This window comes from Cellulophaga sp. Hel_I_12, from assembly GCF_000799565.1.
Lineage (GTDB): Bacteria > Bacteroidota > Bacteroidia > Flavobacteriales > Flavobacteriaceae > Cellulophaga.
In genome coordinates this window covers 721,512-740,772 of the sequence record NZ_JUHB01000001.1, presented here as the reverse complement: position 1 = coordinate 740,772, position 19,261 = coordinate 721,512, and the positions used below count along the sequence as shown (strand labels likewise).

At 33.7% G+C, this 19,261-nt stretch carries 16 protein-coding genes; 11 read left to right on the top strand and 5 right to left on the bottom strand.

The genetic code is table 11. The features are described 5' to 3' along the window. The first annotated feature begins 13 nt into the window (after positions 1 to 13). Positions 14 to 1,405 carry a pitrilysin family protein gene (locus tag GQ45_RS03435; protein WP_156125341.1) on the top strand — a complete coding sequence of 464 codons (1,392 nt, stop codon included), beginning with the start codon at positions 14 to 16 and terminating at the stop codon, positions 1,403 to 1,405. A gap of 178 nt (positions 1,406 to 1,583) precedes the next feature. Here the strand turns inward: GQ45_RS03435 and GQ45_RS03430 are convergent, their stop codons facing one another. Beyond that, positions 1,584 to 2,228 (bottom strand): DUF6563 family protein, encoded by a 645-nt coding sequence (locus GQ45_RS03430; RefSeq protein WP_047415124.1) that lies wholly within the window; start codon positions 2,226 to 2,228, stop codon positions 1,584 to 1,586. Between the two features lie 287 nt (positions 2,229 to 2,515). Here GQ45_RS03430 and GQ45_RS03425 point away from each other — a divergent pair, with 287 nt between their 5' ends. Both GQ45_RS03425 and corA read left to right on the top strand, forming a co-directional pair. Then, positions 2,516 to 3,202 (top strand): tRNA pseudouridine(38-40) synthase TruA, encoded by a 687-nt coding sequence (locus GQ45_RS03425; protein WP_369798266.1) that lies wholly within the window; start codon positions 2,516 to 2,518, stop codon positions 3,200 to 3,202. A 127-nt stretch (positions 3,203 to 3,329) separates the two neighbouring features. Next, positions 3,330 to 4,358 carry a magnesium/cobalt transporter CorA gene (gene corA, locus GQ45_RS03420; protein WP_231555149.1) on the top strand — a complete coding sequence of 343 codons (1,029 nt, stop codon included), beginning with the start codon at positions 3,330 to 3,332 and terminating at the stop codon, positions 4,356 to 4,358. A gap of 1 nt (position 4,359) precedes the next feature. Here the strand turns inward: corA and cysM are convergent, their stop codons facing one another. Both cysM and epsC read right to left on the bottom strand, forming a co-directional pair. Next, positions 4,360 to 5,247 (bottom strand): cysteine synthase CysM, encoded by an 888-nt coding sequence (gene cysM / locus GQ45_RS03415; protein WP_047415118.1) that lies wholly within the window; start codon positions 5,245 to 5,247, stop codon positions 4,360 to 4,362. Then, the gene (epsC, locus tag GQ45_RS03410; protein WP_047415116.1) at positions 5,237 to 6,031 is read right to left on the bottom strand and encodes a serine O-acetyltransferase EpsC; all 795 of its coding nucleotides are present in this window, start codon (positions 6,029 to 6,031) and stop codon (positions 5,237 to 5,239) included. The genes cysM and epsC overlap by 11 nt, the downstream gene beginning before the upstream one ends. 250 nt (positions 6,032 to 6,281) lie before the next feature. On the opposite strand from epsC, the gene GQ45_RS03405 reads away from it, so the two are divergent. Next, entirely contained in the window at positions 6,282 to 6,962 is a 681-nt protein-coding gene (locus tag GQ45_RS03405) for a DUF2461 domain-containing protein (protein WP_047415114.1), read from the top strand. Here GQ45_RS03405 and GQ45_RS03400 read toward each other — a convergent pair. Further along, entirely contained in the window at positions 6,954 to 7,361 is a 408-nt protein-coding gene (locus GQ45_RS03400; RefSeq protein WP_047415112.1) for a hypothetical protein, read from the bottom strand. The two genes, GQ45_RS03405 and GQ45_RS03400, sit on opposite strands and share 9 nt — an antisense overlap. 530 nt (positions 7,362 to 7,891) lie before the next feature. On the opposite strand from GQ45_RS03400, the gene GQ45_RS17480 reads away from it, so the two are divergent. Both GQ45_RS17480 and GQ45_RS03390 read left to right on the top strand, forming a co-directional pair. Then, the gene (locus tag GQ45_RS17480) at positions 7,892 to 9,643 is read left to right on the top strand and encodes an ATP-binding protein (RefSeq protein ID WP_052188107.1); all 1,752 of its coding nucleotides are present in this window, start codon (positions 7,892 to 7,894) and stop codon (positions 9,641 to 9,643) included. A 47-nt stretch (positions 9,644 to 9,690) separates the two neighbouring features. Further along, positions 9,691 to 10,959: a hypothetical protein gene (locus GQ45_RS03390; protein ID WP_047415110.1), complete on the top strand. Its 1,269-nt coding sequence runs from the start codon at positions 9,691 to 9,693 to the stop codon at positions 10,957 to 10,959. A 641-nt stretch (positions 10,960 to 11,600) separates the two neighbouring features. On the opposite strand, the gene GQ45_RS03385 is transcribed toward GQ45_RS03390, so the two are convergent. Continuing rightward, complete coding sequence (locus GQ45_RS03385) at positions 11,601 to 12,464, bottom strand: RNA polymerase sigma factor RpoD/SigA (protein ID WP_047419979.1); 864 nt, start codon at positions 12,462 to 12,464, stop codon at positions 11,601 to 11,603. A 219-nt stretch (positions 12,465 to 12,683) separates the two neighbouring features. Between GQ45_RS03385 and GQ45_RS03380 the strand changes: the two genes are divergently transcribed. The 5 genes from GQ45_RS03380 to dnaK all read left to right on the top strand — a co-directional run bounded on the left by GQ45_RS03380 (position 12,684) and on the right by dnaK (position 19,253). After that, complete coding sequence (locus tag GQ45_RS03380) at positions 12,684 to 13,199, top strand: DUF6155 family protein (RefSeq protein WP_047415109.1); 516 nt, start codon at positions 12,684 to 12,686, stop codon at positions 13,197 to 13,199. Continuing rightward, positions 13,196 to 14,125, top strand: a complete 930-nt coding sequence (locus tag GQ45_RS03375) for a glyoxylate/hydroxypyruvate reductase A (RefSeq protein ID WP_047415107.1) — start codon at positions 13,196 to 13,198, stop codon at positions 14,123 to 14,125. Before GQ45_RS03380 ends, GQ45_RS03375 begins: the two co-directional genes overlap by 4 nt. 122 nt (positions 14,126 to 14,247) lie before the next feature. Then, positions 14,248 to 15,759, top strand: coding sequence for a DEAD/DEAH box helicase (locus tag GQ45_RS03370; protein ID WP_047415105.1), 1,512 nt, complete (start codon positions 14,248 to 14,250; stop codon positions 15,757 to 15,759). Between the two features lie 2 nt (positions 15,760 to 15,761). Next, positions 15,762 to 17,015, top strand: a complete 1,254-nt coding sequence (locus GQ45_RS03365) for a glycosyltransferase family 4 protein (protein ID WP_047415104.1) — start codon at positions 15,762 to 15,764, stop codon at positions 17,013 to 17,015. A 330-nt stretch (positions 17,016 to 17,345) separates the two neighbouring features. Next, the gene (gene dnaK, locus GQ45_RS03360; protein WP_047415102.1) at positions 17,346 to 19,253 is read left to right on the top strand and encodes a molecular chaperone DnaK; all 1,908 of its coding nucleotides are present in this window, start codon (positions 17,346 to 17,348) and stop codon (positions 19,251 to 19,253) included. Positions 19,254 to 19,261 lie beyond the last annotated feature (8 nt).

Genomic DNA, 19,261 nt, shown 5'->3' with positions numbered 1-19,261 from the left:
AATCAGATATACCATGAATCAATTTATAAAAAAGCTAATATTTATAGGGATTACAGTACTCTTGGTGGCTCCTATTTTCGCACAAGATGCTTTTAAATTACCAGACTACACGAAGTTTCAGTTAAAAAACGGACTTACCATTTACTTAATGGAGCAGCACGAAGTTCCTTTAATACAGTTTCGAGCTGTGTTTCCTGCAGGTGCTATTTACGATAGTAAAGATCAAGGTGGTTTGGCTAGCATTACGGCTGATGCCATGTTATTGGGAAGTAAAAATTACACAAAAAGTGCCATCGAAGAAAACACTGAATTTGTAGGTGCTTCTATACGTGCTGGTGCAGGGAAAGAGAACGCTTTTATAGCATCTTCCTTTTTAAAGAAAGACCAACAACAAATTTTAGCTATTATAAAAGATGTGGTATTAAATCCTACTTTTCCAAAAGATGAAATTGATAAAATGCTAAGTCGTAGATTAGTAGAAATGGATCAAATGAAAGAAAGTCCACGTTCTGTCATTGGCAGCTATTACAATCAATTTGTTTTTGGCGACCACCCTTATGGAAATGCAGAAGTGGGAACTAAAAATGCTATTCAAAAAATATCGGAGAAGGCCATTGTAGATTTTCATAAAAATCACTTTGTTCCCTCGGCTTCAGCCATTGCAGTGGTAGGCGATTTTAACACTAAAACTATGAAGGCACAACTAGAAGGCCTTTTTGGTGCTTGGAAAGGAAATGAAGTTCCTAAAGTAAATTTAGATGCATTTCCCTCGGTAGAAAAACCCAGAGTTTTATTGGTGAATAAAAATGACGCATCGGAAACTACATTTTACATTGGAGGTACAGGGATTGCTAGAAATAATCCAGATTTTGTGGGTATTCGAGTAATCAATACCATACTTGGTGGTCGCTTTACCTCGTGGTTAAATGACGAATTACGTGTAAATTCTGGATTAACTTATGGCGCACGAAGTAGCTTTAATCCTTATAAAGTGGGTGGCAGTTTTGTGATAAGTACGTTTACCGCTAATGAAACTACAGAACAAGCTATAGATTTAGCTTTAGAAACTTATAGTCGACTTCATACCAAAGGTTTAGATGAAGCCATATTGAGTTCTGCAAAGAACTATGTAAAGGGTCAGTTTCCACCAGATTATGAAACGAATAGTGCTTTAGCCAGCTTATTGACCGATATGTTTGTGTATAATTTTGATGAAAATTACATCAACACCTTTACCAAGCAGGTAGACGAATTAAGTTTAGCAAAATCTAAAGAACTGATTGCAACCTATTTTCCAAAAGATAATTTTCAGTTTGTACTCGTAGGTAAAGCTTCTGAGATAGGGGAGTTGGCTAAAAAATACGGAGACGTAAAGCAAGTGGAGATTACGGATGATGGGTTTTAAATAAGCATTAAATGGAAAATTAGAAATTGAAAGTAGATACCTAAAAATTGTCCATGGTAAATTGACAATGGAAAATCCAAGGTTCGAAGATTAAATTAGAAGTGAATTAAGGTCTACTGGAAAATAAGTAAGGTTGTTTCTAGTAATTTTAACTCTATTTTTATTGAATAGGAAGTAATTAATTTTTATTATTAAGTAACAAGTATTTCATGATGATACCTGGGTTTTCAGGCTCTTCTTCTTTTTGGTAAGCGGCTAAGAGGTCTTGTTCTCTAACCAAGAGAGCTTTTAAATAATCGGGAGAAACAGTTTTAACTGATTTTGTTTCTTTGTCAATCAGGTATATAAAGCGAAGCATAGCAAGTTTTGCGCCCTGAATTCCACCTACTACAGGGCCAAAAGAAGCACCTAATAGTTTTTTATTCTGGAGTTGGTATTCTTGCATATCAGGATTGGAGGATAAGCCCGCCGTTACTACCAAATATTTACCATCACTTAGCAGGGGTGTATACCCTTGTTGTATTTCATATTGAAAACAATTAATGAATAAGGTGTCGCCTTTGGAATATCCCCAAAAATCTTTTCTGATATCTTTATTGGTAATCAATTTATCGTTTGACCTTAGTTTGTAATCATTTCCGCCACTCATTTTTATATCAGTATTACTTCTTTTAATAATTTCTAGGCTCGCTAAATTAGAGGGTTTTTTTTGTAAAATTTCTTCAAAAGACATATATACGCCTTTTGGATAAGAAAAATCTTGAGCATTTAAAAAATGACCTAAAAGTAACATTGAAATGCCTAAGAATACTGTATTTTTCATAGCTCAGCGTTTATTGATTTTAGATAATAACTAGAATCTAATATACTAAAAGTCTACATAGCTAAAAACAAAAAACTAATTGGATTAAATAATTTATTTGGTTTAACAAAATATCAATTTTTTTGAATAACAAATTACTGTCCTAATTTTTAAAGAAATAGTACTTTTGTCTATTAAGAAGTTTTTCAATGCAGCGACAGCGTAATTACTACATTATTACCATTCAGTTTTTAGGTTTTCGATATAGTGGGTGGCAAAAGCAACCCGGTCAAAAAACAATTGAGTCCATGCTGATCAAGACGCTTAAATACGTACTGTCTAAACGAAAATTTAAGGTTTTAGGTGCAGGAAGAACAGATGCGAAAGTATCTGCATTAGAAGCAGTTTTTGAATTGTTTTTAGATGGAGAACCCTTAAAAAACCTTTCAAATTTTTTACATGAATTCAACATAAACTTACCTCCAGACATCAGAGCATTAACTATTTCAAAAGTGGATGAACATTTTAATATCATTCAAAACACCAAAGAAAAAGAGTATATTTATTTGTTTTCTTATGGAGAAAAAAGCCATCCTTTTTGTGCTCCATACCTAGTAACTTTTTTAGATGATTTAACTATCGACTTGATGGTACAAGCTGCTAGTTTATTTCAAGGAACACATAATTTTAAATCATACACCGCTAGACCTCAAGAAAATACAAATTTTATAAGAACCATAACTTCATGTGTTCTTAAACCAAACGAATTAATAAGTGCTAACTTTTTCCCTAAAAAGAGCTACGCCTTACATGTTAATGGAGCAGGTTTTATGCGCTATCAGATTCGGATGATTATGGGTGTTTTAGTGCAGGTGGGTAAAGGTGAACTTACGCTAGAGGAGGTAGCCCATTCGCTGAGTCTTGAAAGCGAGGTAAAATTGCCATTTGTGGCTCCGGGTTCGGGCTTACTATTAAATGGCGTAACTTTTAAATAGAAAACTTGATGTATAATATTTTAAGTACTTTTAAAAAACCAAAATTTTTATTTTATTAGTATTTATGGCAGCGTACAAACCAAAATTTAAACAAAGACTAAAACGGCCTTCAAAATTGCATCAGACGATGAATAAGGCTCCAGGCACCGTTACCTACACAGGAAATAGGGAAGGTTCTGTAACCACGGTTACTATTATTAATTATGATGAAAATTCCATAAATTTTATGTTTCCTGAGACTTTCGAGGCTATTAAAGAGGCACAAAACTCAAACCTTACCTCTTGGATAGACGTTGCTGGAATTAGTGATGAAGCGTATATTGATGATCTTGGAAAATTACTAGGTTTAAATCCTTTGGTTTTAGAAGATGCCGTAAACATTCAACAACGTCCAAAAATTGATGAGTATGATACCTATATTTTTGGTGTTTTTAACATGCTTTATTTAGATGAAAATCAAGAGATTGTAAGTGAACACTTGGCCATGGTGCTCACTGAAAAATCGGTAGTTGTTTTTCAAGAATTAAAAGATGATGTTTTTAATAGTGTTCGAGATCGTATTAAGAATAAATCTGGACGCATAAGAACAAGGGGTGCAGATTACCTGTTCTTTGCGCTCTTAGATGCGGTGGTGGATAATTATTTTTCAATTCTAGAACATATCAATAATACCATTGAAACCTTGGAGGATGCGGTGTATGATAATCCAACGCCTGACGTAGCCCATAAAATTCAGGATTTAAAAAAAGAAGTCCTGAAAATCCGTCGAAAAATTGCACCTGTTAAGGAAATCGTAAGTCGCTTAGTAGAAACCCAAAGTACATTAATTTCAACGGATACCAAGCTATTTTTACGAGACGTGCTAGATCACTGTGTAGAAATTAATGAAAGCCTTCAAATTTATAGAGAAATGTCTATGAGTCTAATGGAAATGTACATGAGCAATATGAGTAATAAAATGAACGAGGTTATGAAAGTATTGACCATCATGGCTTCTATTTTTATTCCGTTGACTTTTATTGTAGGTGTTTATGGTATGAATTTTGAAAATATGCCCGAATTACAATCGACCTATGGCTACCCTATAGTTTGGGCTGTTATGGTCTTAATGTTTATCGGGATGCTGTTCTATTTTAAATCTAAAAAATGGTTGTAATTTAAGAATCAAATAAGCCGGATGATAAATACCGATCACCCCGATCACATACAATACTAACAATAACTCCACTTTCTAAGGTGCTGGCTAATTTTAAGGCGGCTGTTGCCGCACCACCACTGCTCATACCTGAAAAAATACCTTCTTCTTTGGCTAATCTTAAAGCCATTTGGGCAGACTCTTCTTGGCTAACCTCTAACACTTGATCTACTTTTGAAGCATCAAATATTTTAGGTAAATACTCTTTTGGCCATTTTCTAATCCCTGGAATACTAGAACCATCTGTAGGTTGTACGCCGACAATTTGAATATTTTTATTTTTTTCTTTTAAATAGGTGGAGGTTCCCATGATGGTACCTGTGGTACCCATGGAGGAAACAAAATGGGTTATTTCTCCCTGAGTATCGTTCCAAATTTCAGGACCTGTGCTCTTGTAATGGGCTTTCCAATTATCCGGATTACCAAACTGGTTTAGCATATAAAAACCCTCATTTTTCACTTTTGCTTCGGCATAATCTCTCGCACCTTCAATCCCCACATCGGCTGACGTTAAGGTTACTTTGGCACCATAAGCTCGCATGGTTTGTACGCGTTCTATGGTTGAATTCTCTGGCATTACCAATTCGATGACTAAGCCATAAATGCCAGCAATCATGGCTAATGCAATTCCTGTATTACCACTCGTTGCTTCTATCAGTGGGGTGTTTTTTGTAATGTCACCCCTTTCAAGCGCACTTTTAATCATATGTAAGGCGGCTCGATCCTTTACGCTTCCCCCCGGATTATGGCCTTCGAGTTTAAACAGCAATTTTACGTTTGGATTTGTATTTAAAACACGCGATAAGACCAAGGGGGTATTTCCTATTAAGTCTAAAATATTATGAGACATTCGGACTTGTTTTTATTTTAATTTCGGGAGTGTGATACACGGTAGAATTTGCAGGTACGGATGATGTTATAAAGGCATTACCGCCGATAATACTATTTTCTCCTATAACTGTTTTGCCCCCGAGAATGGTGGCATTGGCATAAATAGTTACATTTCTTTCAATGGTGGGGTGTCTTTTGGTTTGTCGCAGGTTTTTAGCCACATATAGGCCTCCTAAAGTAACCCCTTGGTAAATTCGTACATGATCCATAATAATCGCCGCTTCACCAATTACAACACCTGTGCCATGATCTATGAAGAACGATTTCCCAATTTGTGCGCCAGGATTAATGTCTACCCCAGTTTGGCGATGTGCATATTCTGTCATTAATCGAGGTACTAAAGGAAAACCTTTCACATATAATTCATGGGCTAGCCTATAGATGGCAATAGCATAAAATCCGGGATAGGCTAAATATACTTCCTCAATTGAAGAGGAGGCAGGGTCACAGTTCACAAAAGCTTCAGCATCTAAATTTAGGTTTTCTAAAATTTCTGGAAGTTGTACCACATAATTTTCCCAAATTTGTTTACAAGGCTTGTCAATTTCCCAACAGCCTAATTCTACCAATTCATCGAATTGCTTTTCTAGGAGCACAAGATTTTCTTCAACAGGCGTTTCAATATCAAATAGTGTGTAAAAAAGCTTATCTGTAAATTCTTCTACCTTTTTTTTGAGCCTAAACCTGAGATTTGGCTGATTTTTGTGGGCGTTTATTTTTTTAATAATCGATTTTGAATCCATAAATTGTGATAATAGGTTATAAAATTAGTCAATAATTTAAAGCTTACTTACGGAACTCCTTTAAACTTTTTAATCTACTGATGTATTTTTCTTTTTAAACTCGTTTAATGTTTTTTTAAAATGCCCCAGAAATCCTAGTGCTTAGAAGTTTTCTTTAGATTTAATTGGGTTAGGGTTCTAAGGGAAAACAGTACATAAATTCAATGAAAATAATTAACTTTCGGATGAATTAGATTACAAAAAATATTTTATGGCAGAGGCTACAATAAAACCAGAAGTACTACACTTTTTATCAACTTTAGAGAAGAATAATAACAGAGAATGGTTTGACACACATAAAGTTGAATTTAAAAAACAGGAAGCTTTAGTCAAAAAAGTTTTTAGTACTATTTTTGAAAAATTAAAAGTTTATGACGATTTAGAAAGATTAAAAATGTTTCGAATTTATCGTGATGTGCGTTTTTCTAATGACAAAACACCTTACAAATCGCATATAGCTGGTTCTTTTATTAGAAATGGCGCTAAATTGCGTGGAGGGTATTATATGCACCTTAAACCAGGTAATAGTTTTATTGCCGTAGGATTTTGGGACCCTAACAAAGAAGATTTATTCAGAATTAGAAAAGAATTAGAACTAGATGCCGAAGAGTTTCGAAACCTTATTTCGGAGCCCAATTTCCAAAAAATATGGGGAAATTTAGAGGGTGAAGAATTAAAAACGGCTCCAAAAGGGTTTGATAAAGAACACAAAGACATTGATTTAATTCGAAAAAAGCAGTTTATTTTTACCCGTAAATTTTCGGATCAAGAGGTTATTTCTGCTGATTTTGCGGATAAAATTTTAAACTCTTTTGTGGCCATTCGACCGTATTTTGACTTGATGAGTGATATATTAACTACTGATTTAAACGGGGAGTCCTTATTACACTAAAGCTTTGTCTTCAAAGATTTGGATTTGGTCTTTTAAACGTTCCACAAGCATTTTCATCATACGCTTGTTGAAGGAAGAAGAATTAAGAAGGTATAATTCATATTCTTCTAAGGTAAATAATCCTATAATTACGCCTTTGAGTGAGTTTCTAAATTTTATATCTTTTTGGATGGCATTTTCTATGTATTCAAATCGCTTTTCTAAACTAAGGGAATAAAATTTATTTTTATGCTTTTTTATATAATGACTAAAAAGGGCTATAAAAATTGGATTTTGCAATTTTAGAATAGGTCGCAATGTGGTGTTTTGGAAGCTTTCCTCTGAAGTAGTATCGGCATTTACTTGAGCGGACGAAATTAAGGGTCGTAGACTTATAATTTTTATTTCTCTATCATTCATGACATCTTTTTTTTAAAAGTACTTATTATTCACCATCATTAGGGATGTTTATGGTTTAGTTTTTAACGGTTTTATGAACATAATGTACCTCTAGAATGGCTATTTTTTATTCAGCACGTTTTTTTTGTTGTCTTATTCTTTTTATGTCGTTGAAAATTATAAATCGCATGTAGATAAGCACAAAAGCCAAAATTATTTTTAAAGAACACAGTAGTTCTAATCTTTCAGAGTTTACTATTAAAATCTATTGTCGTCTTATTTTTTAATTTATGCCTATTTAATAGTGGTGTATAGGATACTTTAGCGAGTAAAAAGTTGTTTTAACGATTTAAAATACATTTTAAGGAAAAAAGTCAATTCAATTTCTTTTACTTCATTTTTGTTGTCTTTCACAACATAAATAGCCGTTCAGATAACATTTTGTTGTTAGCGTCTAAGGTGTATCCCATCTTTATCCTAATATATTAATAGGTATAGGGATGTTTTACTAGTAAGAACCACCTATACTACTCAAAACTTAAATACCAACCTTGAAATCGAACGAACTACTTTCTCAAATTTCTGATTTAGAAATAAAACTTAATAGTTTTTCTTTTGAAGAACTAACGGCTGATGAGGCTACTCGCATTAAAAAGCATTTTCAAAAGTTTAAGAATAATTTAGAGCTAAAAACTTCTTCTGATGTTGACAAAAAGAAAGCTTTAAATGATTCTGAGATCAAAAAAGAACCAACAAAAGAGTCTGAGGCACTGGTTATTGCAAGGGTAAGCCATGAAATTAGAACTCCATTAAACGGAATTATTGGTTTTACAGAATTACTATTAGAAGATTCTTTGTCAGAGGCCCAACATTCAAATGTAATGGCCATTAAATCTGCTTCAAAAACACTCTTAACCATTATTAACGAATTACTAGACTATTCAAAAACAAAATCTGGTATTGTAAATTTAGAGGCTGTAGATTTTAACTTGCATCATTTAGTTAAAGATGTATGCTATTTATGTAAAACCTTGATTGTAAATGAAGAGGTACGTTTTAGTTATACTATAGCAGACAATATTCCAACAGGATTACTTGGTGATCCTTCAAAACTATCACAAATACTACTCAATTTATTAGGGAACGCCATCAAATTTGTCGATAAAGGCACCATAGCATTACATGTAGAAGCTAGTAAAATAAAAAATGATAGCCTGATGTTAAATTTTACCCTAAAGGACACAGGAATTGGTATCGCTGAAAATTGTTTAGGTACAATTTTCGACTATTACCAGCAGGCCGATGCCAATATTTCAAAAAAATATGGCGGTACTGGTTTGGGTTTGGGTATTGTAAAACACCTTTTAGATTCTTTAGGTGGTGATATTAAGGTTTCAAGTAAAGTAAATGTGGGTACTACTTTTAATTTTTCAATTCCGTATGCCATAAATACAAAGGCAGAAGCTACAACTATTGTTAGTACAGAGCAAGATTTGCTTATTGAAGAGCCATTAAAAGGGTTCACTATTTTGGTTTTTGAAGATAATACCATGAACCAGAAATTAATTCAGAATAGATTACAGCGTTGGGGGTGCAAATCTTTTGTTACTGATGACGTTAAAGACGGCTTGTTTCTTTTAGAAACTAAGAAAATTGACTTGATTCTTATGGATTTACAAATGCCAGAGACCAGTGGTTTTGTGATCTCAAAAATGATTAGAGAAAATAAAAAGCTTAAAATAAGTTCCATACCCATCATAGCCTTAACGGCCGATTTTTCAATAATAGACAAAAAATTATGTCAAGAAAACGGGATTAATGATTATGTATTAAAACCGTTTGATGCCATAGAATTATTACATAAAATTAAAAATAACAGTACTAAAGTAACAACGAGCATGTCAAATAATACAAACGCATTGATTTCTAAAATAAATGATACTGTTGCCCCTGACGTTAATTTGCAACCTTTATTTCATGAGTGTTTGCAAGACCCTAGCTTATTGGAAGAGCTAATACAGCTATTTAAAAATAACGTAGTAGAATTTGTCGGAAAAACTAAAATAGACCTGAAAAATTCAAATATAGAAGGTATTTGCTTTAGTACGCACAAACTTAAGGCAAGTTTAAAAATGATGCGGGCTCATAGTCTTTATCGGATTGTGGAACAGATGCATATAATATGCAAGGAAGAACCTGACTTTAAATATTTAAATTTCTTGTACGATTGTTTTACAAAAGAATATCCTAGCGTAGAAAATGCTATTGAAGAAAGTTTGGTTGAATTCAAGAATAATCAATAAAAACCTACTTCGACTAGAACAAATGCACCAAACACTGTAGCGTTATAATGATACTTAAAGGCTTAAGCACCTATTTTTTAATCAATGTTCTAAATATTCACACGAATATTCTTTGGGATTTAAGTATGTTATTTACGATTCTAATAGCCGTGTATTCGCTATTCATATTTTCTTTTAGATATCTATACCTAAAAAAAAGAACTAAACATAAGATCCTTACCAAACAATCTGTACTTCTGGGGAAGGAGCCTTTGGTGGATCAAGAACTTCAGGGGATACAAGGAAAAGAGAATAGGATTATGATTCAAAAAGTAGGTCTTCTAGCTGTTTTAAAAAACCTAATCCATCGAGCCTTGTTATCCTATCATGTCATTGATCGCATACAAAGAATAGGTTATCGCAAGGGGTATACTAATTTCTGGATGCGACCAGAACTATTTTTTAAAAAAGAGCTTCAAACTAATTTTAGGAGCGTTGAGAAAAACAAGGACAGCCTTTCTCGAGCTTTTAAAATGAGGAAAGGTAAAGCAAAGGTTGAGGACTGTAAAAAATCGTCGATGCCTTCGGATGGTGCAACAAAGGTTGAATTTGCCCATAAAAACAAGGATTTAAAAGTAGAAATCATAGATGCTTTTTTATTTTCTGAGGTTGAATTTGTACCGAAAGAAACTAGATCAATACTTGTTGGTAAAAAAAATACCGCTTTGCCAACTCTAGAGCGTCCTACGGAACAACACCCAACGAAAGAACGGCAAGCTTTAACATCAAAAAATAAAAAAATACCAGCTAATGTAGTGCCTAAAGAAAACACAGCAATTTCTTTAAATCAACCCTTAAAAACGAATCATCAAAGTATTTTTCAATCGCTTTTTGAGAGTAGCGATGAGGCTTGTAAGCTTTTACTTTTGGAAGAAATTCAAGCGATTGGCGACCGGAAAGAGCTCAGATTTTTAGAGCGTTTATCTGATCATTTTAATTTTCAAATTCGGGAGACTGCAATTTTAGCCAAGGCAAAACTTCAACAAAGATTAAATGATGATGAAAATTCTAAAAAACAAGCTACTAGGCCTAAACCGATTATAAGCAAAAATGAAAGTAGTCTAATCTTTGAAGAATCAGCACCTAGAACAAAGAAAGAAGGTACTCTGGCCCTTAGACCAAGAAAAAAAGAATTGATCTCTAATCATGCGGATGTATTGCCATTAGAATTCTGTTTTCTTTTGAAAGAACTAGAAATTCAGCCAGCTAAAGCTTTAGCCTGTGATGTTTTTGAAATTGAGTTTGATCTTGCTTTTGAGGAAAGCACAGCACTATAAAACTTTCTTTTGCCAATAGACCCTCAGTGTAAACAGTATTTATAGGTAGTCGATAACGATATAAGTAGTAGTTGTTTTCAAAAGGAAAGAGTAGGGCTAAAGAAACAGATTGAAATCACCTATTTTTTTGAGAATAGTATACCTTGAAAAGGTATAGTTCTGGTTTAAAGCTTATTGTGAGGAATAGAAATTCCACTTCAAGCGACCAGTTTTAATAGTAAGCTCGATAAATAATTGATTTCACAACAAAAAGTTAATCATTCACCACATTATATTGTTTCGTTCGCACTATTAGAATAAGTTTATCCTGTAAAACTAAATTAACCAAATCAAATTTTATATATGTTATACGATACCTACGGCGAGGAATACCTTTCCTTCTTAAATGACCTAAATGAAATTTTAAGTTTAAACGAATTAGTAGAATTAGATTTTTTTTAATCCTTAATAAAGTCCCAAATAATAAAATATAATACTATGGCAAACAAGAATCCAGATAACACGTCTTATGTGAATTTCATTAATAATTTAAATGAAATTTTAGGAAATTATAATATTAATGAACTTAGTCATTCATAGAAAAAGAAAATAAAAAAGGCTCGCATTTGCGAGCCTTTTTTATTTTTTTAAGTTTTTTTAATTTAACCTAAGTAGGTTTTTAAAATTTTACTACGTGAATTATGTTTTAATTTACGAATAGCTTTCTCTCGTATTTGACGTACTCTTTCTCGCGTTAAGTCAAAAGTCTGACCTATTTCTTCAAGTGTCATCGAGTGCTGGTCTCCAATGCCATAATATAATTTAACAACATCAGCCTCGCGCTGCGATAAGGTTTCTAAAGCCCTATTAATTTCGATATTAAGCGATTGTTGAAGTAATTTTCGATCTGGATTGGGTGATTCTTCAGAACCAATAACATTATATAAGTTAGAATCTTCTCCTTCTTTTAAAGGGGCATCCATAGATACGTGCCTTCCTGAATTCTTCAGAGACTGCTGAACTTCACTAACCGTCATTTCTAACTCTTTAGCTATTTCATCAGCAGATGGTGGTCTTTCATGAGCTTGTTCTAAATAAGAAAAGGCTTTCTTAATTTTATTGATGGACCCAATCTTGTTTAAAGGTAATCTCACAATTCTAGATTGTTCAGCAAGTGCTTGCAATATAGACTGACGAATCCACCAAACAGCGTAAGAAATAAATTTAAAACCTCTAGTTTCATCAAAACGCTTTGCAGCTTTTACCAACCCGACGTTCCCTTCATTAATTAAATCTGGTAAGGTTAATCCTTGATTTTGATATTGTTTGGCTACAGACACCACGAAACGTAAATTAGCAGTAGTTAATTTTTCTAGTGCCAATTGATCCCCTTCACGTATTTTTTGTGCTAAATCAACCTCTTCATTTGCAGTAATTAAATCTATTTTACTGATATCTTGCAAGTATTTGTCTAATGACTTTGATTCTCTATTCGTAACTTGCTTAATAATCTTTAGTTGCCTCATATATTGCTGTGTATTTATCCTCTCCATAATACGTTTTATAAATGACTTTTCAAAGCGAAAACAGAAAATAGATGGTATTTTGTGAAAAGTTTATGGTTTTTGTGTTCTTGTTGATTTAATTTGGACACGTGGTTGGGCTCCAAAAAAACTATTCAGATGAATTTTAACTCTAATTGTAATTTTTTTTCTTAGTGTGGAACTAAGTGTATCTTTGACTATATGAGTAAAAAAGCCTTAAAAAACTACCTTTCCAGTTTGCCAAAAAAAGAACTTGAAATTCAGTTGTTAGATCTTTACAACCGTTTTCCTGCTGTAAAAGAATATTACGATTTTATATTCAATCCAAAAGAAGAAAAGCGGATTCAGGAAGCAAAAGTTAAAATTAGTAATGAGTTTTTTCCTATTCGGCGAAAAAAACCTAGAGCCAGACGTTCCCTGGCTCAGAAGTACATTAAGCATTTTATAGTTTTGGGTGTAAATCCTTTTTTAATTGCAGATTTGATGTTATATGCCATTGAAATTTGCCAATCATTTTCAGAAGAAAAAAATGTAAATGATGTATTTTATAGAAGTATGTTGAGATCCTATCAACAAGTCATTCAATATGTTGTCTACCATCAATTTATGGCGGATTATAGCGTACGTATAGAAAAAATTTACACCACAGCAACAGCCCAAAACTGGTCTTATTTAGAAGATTTTTCTGTAGCTTTAGCCGAAATTAAAGAAGCATGAGTATTGTAATAATTAGGCAAGACGATAAAATAGAATCTTGGAAAAAAGCAATTCAAAGCTATGATGCTACGCTAGAGGTGTACAGTTATTTGGAACCTCATGACAAGGAAAAAGTAGAAGTCGCATTGGTTTGGAAACATCCAAGAGGTAGCTTAAAAGAATACCCAAACTTAGCCTATTTAGCATCGATGGGTGCAGGAGTTGATTTTATTTTTGAAGACAACACGGCTCCGCTTGCAATCCCAATTACACGTGTGGTTGACCGTCAATTAGCCATTGATATGTCTGAGCATGTATTAGCGCTAATTTTAAATTATCTGAAGGGCTTAGACACGTATAAAGTAAATCAAACAAAAAAAATTTGGAAACCTACACCCTATAAGCGAATTGCAGATGTGCGTGTGGGTATATTGGGTTTGGGAGTTTTGGGAACTCAAGTAGCGCAGGACTTAGCTAAAGTTGGTTTTACAGTTCAAGGCTGGGCGAATACTCACAAAGAATTGCAAAACATTAAAAGTTATGCAGGAAAAAATGAATTAAACCCTTTTTTAAATAAGTCTGATATTTTAGTATGTTTACTTCCCTTAACTGAGGCTACCACCGGAATCTTAAATAAACAATTGTTCTCACAACTTCCAAAAAATGCCTATCTCATTAATGTAGCCAGAGGAGGTCATTTAGTGGATCAAGATTTACGAGATTTTATAAATAACCAGCATATTTCTGGAGCCTCTTTAGATGTGTATCATGAAGAACCTCTGCCAAAAGATCATTTTTTTTGGAACTTCGATGAAATACTGATGACACCGCACCACGCAAGTGTTTCTGACACCAATTCTGTAGTGCCACAAATTGTAGAAAACTACCAACGCATGCAAGCTGGGTTGCCTCTTTTAAATCTTGTTTCAAAAAATAAAGGCTATTAATTTTTTATTTTATGAGCTGCAAATTCGGTTATACCCTAAATTTCTGCTAGTTTTGCAAGATTGAGGTTTTTGGTTTTAAACCCTTAAAACATCAACTAACTTTTTAACGCTTGTTATTGCCTTTGAAACTAGAAAAAGATACTTCAGAAAAAGAACTTTACCACTATCAAAAAGAAGATTTGAATGCCATTTTTGAGTATTTTAATGAATCTCCTGAAGATGTTAATGTATTGTATCAACTTCCTACGGGAGGTGGTAAAACTGTTGTTTTTTCTGAAATAGCAAGACGTTTTATTACGGAAAGAAATAAAAAAGTAGTCGTACTAACCCATAGAATAGAATTGGGGGTACAAACTTCAAAAATGTTGAAAGGTTTTGGCGTAAAGAATAAAATTATCAACAGTAGTGTTAAAGAGCTCGTAGACCAAGACGATTATATGTGCTTTGTGGCTATGGTCGAAACCCTTAACAATAGGTTGCAAGAAGATAAAGTTGAGATTAATAATATTGGTCTTGTTATTATAGATGAAGCACACTACAATTCATTTCGAAAATTATTTAAATATTTTAAAAACGCAATTATTTTAGGAGTAACTGCAACACCCTTGAGTTCCAATATTAAGCTTCCGATGAAAGATCATTATAAAAAATTAATTGTCGGGGAATCTATTCAGTCTTTGATTGATAAAAAGTTTTTGGCTGAAGCAGAGGTCTACCATCGTGATGTAAGTCTTAAAACCCTAAAATTGGGTGTTGGGGGTGATTATACGGTAAAATCATCGGACGAATTGTACGGGAACTTCAATATGCTGAGTAAGCTTGTCTCTGCCTATGAAGATATCGCTAAAGGCACTAAAACTTTAATTTTTAATAATGGTATAAATACCTCGCTTTATGTATATGAAACCTTTAAAAAGGCAGGTTATAATATTCGTCATTTAGACAACAAAAACAATGCAACGGAGCGCAAGGAAATATTAAGTTGGTTTTCAAAAACACCAGATGCTATTTTAACATCGGTGAGCATTTTGACCACAGGTTTTGATGAACCAACAGTAGAAACTATTCTTTTGAACAGAGCTACAAAATCGCTTACCTTATATTTTCAGATGATTGGTAGAGGGTCACGTATATTACCCAATAAAAATACTTTTAAAGTTATAGATATGGGAAATAATGTGGCTCGTTTCGGCATGTGGAATGCGCCAATAAATTGGAAAGAAATTTTTCTGTTTCCTGATTTTTATTTAGAAAATATTAAGAATGATGAGGATATTGAGCGTGAATTTGTTTATGAAATGCCGGAAGAGTTAAAGGCTAAGTTTTCAAAATCTACAGAGTTAAATTTCGATATTAAAAAAGAATACAAAGAAGTTTTCGCAGCAGGATTAAAGTCTAAATTAGTTTTAGAACGAAGTATTGAACAACATGCTAAAATCTGCATTGAAAATAGTGAAGATGTATTTGACGCTCGAATTTTAGCGAAAAAATTAAAAGATGATATTGAGTACCGAGTGCGACTGTATTCGTATTGTATCATGAATAATACTAAAAATTATAAAGAATGGCTCGCCGAAGATTATGAGCGCAAATTACGCTTAAAAATTTCTCAAAAGTTTTCTAGTAAATTATAAGAATGCAACAAAACAGGGGTACCGTACTGTTTATCGGAGTTCATTGGCCAGAGCCATCTACAGGAGCTGGAACTCGAATGCTGCAATTAATTAATTTCTTTTCAACAACTGGTTATCAGGTTGTTTTTGCAAGTTCAGCAGCAGAAACCGAACTCTCCTATGCTTTAGAAGAATTAAACGTTAAAAGGGAACATATTGAGTTAAATAGCTCAAGTTTTGATGTTTTTATTAGTGACTTGGCACCTATTATTGTTGTTTTTGATCGTTTTTTGACTGAAGAGCAATTTGGTTGGCGGGTATCAGAACAACTACCAAAGGCATTGCGAATTTTAGATACCGAAGATTTGCATAGTTTAAGAATTGCACGTTCAGAGGCTTTTAAAAATAAAATACCATTTACTATTCAAGCGTGGCTTGAAAACGATACAACCAAAAGAGAAGTAGCAAGTATTTACAGATGTGATATGTCCTTAATCATTTCAAGTTATGAATTAAGCTTACTCAAGGATGTTTTGAAAATTGACGATAGTATAGTGTTTCATTTGCCTTTTATGGTGCAAAGAACATCAAAAAAAGTACTAGATGCATATCCAAGTTTTGAAGAACGTCGAGATTTTATGTGTATCGGGAATGGAAAACATGCGCCTAATATAGATGCGGTTAAATGGTTAAAAACTCAGATTTGGCCCTTGATTCATCAACAGCTTCCAAAAAGTAAATTAGTTATTTACGGAGCCTATTTATCGCAACAAATTAAAGAAATGCACCAACCAAAAGAAGGTTTTTATATAGCTGGTTTTGCGACAGATTTAGAAGGTACATTTACGAAGGCCAGAATAAACCTTGCACCTTTGCGCTTTGGAGCGGGACAAAAAGCAAAACTTTTAGATGCCATGTGCTTTGGCACTCCTAGTATTACCACGTTCATAGGAGTTGAAGGCATGACCAATGGCTTAGCATTTAATGGAATAATCGCTAATGATACGGCGGCATTTGCAAATGCAGCGGTCTCCTTATATTCGGATAAAGACCAATTCTTAAAGGCCCAACAAAACGGCTATCAAATAGTAGCCAATAATTTTGATACAGTACGTTTGTCAAAAGAACTAGAAACAACAATTAGCAAAATTCTAAAGAACTTAAAAAAACATAGGGAATTTAATTTTATAGGTTCCTTATTACGACATCAAAGCTTGCAAAGTACCAAGTACATGTCAAAATGGATCGAGGAGAAAGCTAAAATAAAAAAAGCTTAATTTTTTTTTTGAACCTCATCAGGTTTTAAGAATTCAAGCTGTAAGTTTATAGCTCTCTTCATCAGAAATAGCTACTCCATTAAAAGAATGAGTTCTAAGGTTTAAAAATTACCTTGACTTGAATACCTATCGTCTAGGATTTGAATAGTTTTTTACATACTGTCTCGCTGAATTTTACTTTTTAATAATGCCAATCATGGCAAGATAGTGCTGATATTTATTTTATTTTAAAATTAAAAATGACAACCTGTCAGTTTTTTTTGCTTGGCATATTGTTTGACTATTAGAGAATTGTAAAATAAAAAACTAATAATTAAATAAAAATAGAACATGAGTAAAATTATAGGAATAGATTTAGGAACTACAAACTCTTGCGTTTCTGTAATGGAAGGTAATGAAGCAGTAGTTATCCCAAATGCAGAAGGAAAAAGAACAACGCCATCGGTAATTGCATTTGTTGAAGGTGGAGAGATCAAAGTAGGAGATCCTGCCAAAAGACAAGCTGTTACCAACCCAACAAAAACGATTTATTCTATTAAACGTTTTATGGGTAATAAATTTTCTGAGTCTAGTGCAGAGGCAAAGAGAGTACCTTATAAAGTAGTTAAAGGAGACAACGATACACCAAGAGTGGATATTGATGGTCGTTTATATACACCACAAGAATTATCAGCAATGATTCTTCAAAAAATGAAGAAGACTGCAGAAGATTATTTGGGTCAGACAGTGACAAGAGCAGTAATTACTGTTCCAGCCTATTTTAACGATGCACAAAGACAGGCCACTAAAGAGGCTGGTGAAATTGCAGGTTTAACCGTTGAGCGTATTATCAATGAACCAACAGCTGCATCTTTGGCTTATGGTATGGATAAGAAAAGCACAGATCAAAAAATAGTTGTTTTTGATTTTGGAGGTGGTACACATGATGTTTCCATTCTAGAATTAGGGGATGGTGTTTTTGAAGTACTTTCAACAGACGGTGACACGCATTTAGGTGGTGACGATGTGGATCAGAAAATTATAGATTGGTTAGCTGACGAATTTAAGAAAGATGAAAGCATCGATTTACGAGATGATGCCATGGCATTACAACGTTTACGTGAGGCTGCAGAGAAAGCTAAAATAGAATTATCTTCTTCTGCCCAAACTGAAATTAACTTACCCTATGTAACGGCTACTTCAAGTGGACCAAAGCACTTAGTGCGTACCTTAACTTTAGCAAAATTCAACCAGTTAATTGATGATTTAGTAAAAAGAACTATTGAGCCTTGTGCTACAGCCTTAAAAGCAGCAGGATTATCTAAGAGTGATATTGACGAGATTATTTTGGTAGGTGGTTCAACAAGAATTCCAGCAGTACAAGAAGCTGTTGAGAAATTTTTTGGTAAAAAACCTTCAAAAGGAGTAAACCCAGATGAAGTTGTAGCGGTAGGTGCTGCCATTCAAGGAGGGGTATTAACAGGAGATGTAAAAGATGTATTATTACTTGACGTTACGCCTTTATCTTTAGGGATTGAAACAATGGGTGGTGTCATGACAAAACTAATTGAAGCCAATACAACGATACCTACTAAAAAGTCACAAGTATTTTCTACAGCAGCAGATAATCAACCATCGGTTGAAATTCATGTGTTGCAAGGAGAAAGACCAATGGCAGCAGATAACAAAAACATTGGACGTTTTCATTTAGATGGAATTCCACCAGCACAACGTGGAGTACCACAAATTGAAGTTACTTTTGATATTGATGCCAACGGTATCATCAAAGTATCGGCAACAGATAAAGCGACCAATAAAACCCAGGATATTAGAATTGAAGCTTCTTCAGGCTTGACCGAAGAAGAAATCAAGAAAATGAAAGCGGATGCTGAAGCAAATGCGGAATCTGATAAAAAAGCAAAAGAAACTGCTGATAAGTTAAATGAAGCTGATGGCATGATTTTCCAAACAGAAAAGCAATTAACTGAATTTGGTGAGAAATTATCGGATGATAAGAAAAAACCAATTGAAGACGCTTTGGAAGAATTGAAAAAAGCGTACGAGGCTAAAGATTTGGCGCTAATTACACCAGCATTAGATAAAATAAATGAAGCTTGGAAAGTAGCTTCTGAAGAAATGTACAAAGCACAAGCCGATACACAAGGTGGTGCAGCTCCGGGATCTGATACTGCTGATGCAGGCGCAAATGCAGCAGAGGGAGATAATGTAGAAGATGTAGATTTCGAAGAAGTAAAGTAAGCAGATAA